This is a genomic window from Bathymodiolus azoricus thioautotrophic gill symbiont (assembly GCF_001298715.1).
Taxonomy (GTDB): Bacteria; Pseudomonadota; Gammaproteobacteria; order PS1; family Pseudothioglobaceae; genus Thiodubiliella.
Window position 1 is genome coordinate 1 of the sequence record NZ_CDSC02000025.1, and the last position, 1,502, is coordinate 1,502.

At 35.8% G+C, this 1,502-nt stretch carries 1 protein-coding gene and 1 pseudogene; both read right to left on the minus strand.

Going from position 1 to position 1,502, the window contains the following annotated elements:
* A pseudogene (locus BAZSYMA_RS00430) lies at positions 1–369 on the minus strand (hypothetical protein); the annotation flags it as partial.
* A 1-nt stretch (position 370) separates the two neighbouring features.
* Complete coding sequence (locus tag BAZSYMA_RS00435; RefSeq protein ID WP_090714415.1) at positions 371–1,495, minus strand: SPASM domain-containing protein; 1,125 nt, start codon at positions 1,493–1,495, stop codon at positions 371–373.
* Positions 1,496–1,502 lie beyond the last annotated feature (7 nt).

A 1,502-nucleotide genomic window follows, 5' to 3' on the forward strand; every position in this document is an offset into this window, starting at 1 on the left:
ATCAATAACTGTATTCATGGTTGTTGATTTTCCTGAACCTGTTGGTCCACAAAAAAGCGTCAACCCAGTGCCCTTACAGACACTTAAAACATCGTTTGAGCCAACGCCTAATGTATCAAAACTCAGGATTTTTGATGGCAAAAGGCGTAGTGCCGCATTCCACCCTCGTTTAGAACAAAATAAATGCACTCGATAACGAACACCTTTTAACGCTTCGGTAAAGTCTTTTGTTTGATCTTCCTTCAAGTTATATTTTTTCACCCAGCCTTCAACCAAATCATAACTTAAAAATGTATTATCATCTAGTGCTAATTGCTGGTCTGTGTAACCAAAGCACCTTGTTTTTGTTAGATATATATTGTTTATCATCTTAAGAGATATTTTCAATGAATGTTGGCTCTTGAGTAGAATGTTTTTTAACCCACTCTACATATTTCTTTGCACCATAACAATCATCATCTTTGTTATTGTTTTTCCAAAACTCCATTAGGCAGCAATTCCAACTATCACACTCCATGCACTCTTTGTTATTGTTACGATTAATTTGTCTTCGTATCCAACGCCTACGAGATTTACTTGTCAATATTTTTTCAAATGATTGTTTTAATATATTTCCAAACTTTTGCATAAATTCAATGTTGTTAAATTCGTCATAATTGGGCATAACCATATCGCCATTAGGCATTAAAAAAACCGTTTGTGCGCCTGTATTTGACATACTAGTGCCGTTAATATTCATTGAGTTAATGAATATTTCATTGCCTATTAGAAACACACAGCCGTCATTTGTGTGGGTGTGGGTGTGAGTGTGAGTGTGGGTGTCGTTGTTAAGATTGCTAAAACCAATCATAAAATCTGAAAACTCATTCATGCTTGTTGAGTATTCGTCATACATGCCGGTATCATCGTTTCTAATATTTTTTTGAAATGGCAACCAACCGCATTCCCGAATGCCCAATCCCATAAGCTTAACAAAAGTCTTTTGATAGCCATCAAACTGTATCGATTTATTGAACACGCTTAAAGTGTTAACCGACAAGCCTCTATCAAGTGCATTGACAACTTGTTTTTGCCAGCTCATGTCATAACGCTTACCTCTCATCATAGCGTCATATGAGGTTTGTATTTTACTGTTACAATATTTTTTTAAAATGGGTGCCCATTCGTCAAGGTTAACGCCTACCAATGCGCTTAGCAATATATGCTTGATCTTGTGTTTTTTAAATGTAGTATTGATAATATCACACATATCACTAAACATCTCTACACCCATGGTAGTTGGTTCGCCACCGTACCAATAAATATCTATTGCTGCATTTTGAATATTTTTGTCCTTATAATAATCTTTTATTTTTTCAACGGTGGTTTTTATTTGCTCCAAGCTCAAACACTCTTTAGAGCGCCGCTGTTCTTTGCTTAAATAGCAATGTGGGCAATCGAGTTTGCAATACAAGCTCGGCATCATGGTTAGTATTAATCTGCCTTGTTCAATCATCTAGCAA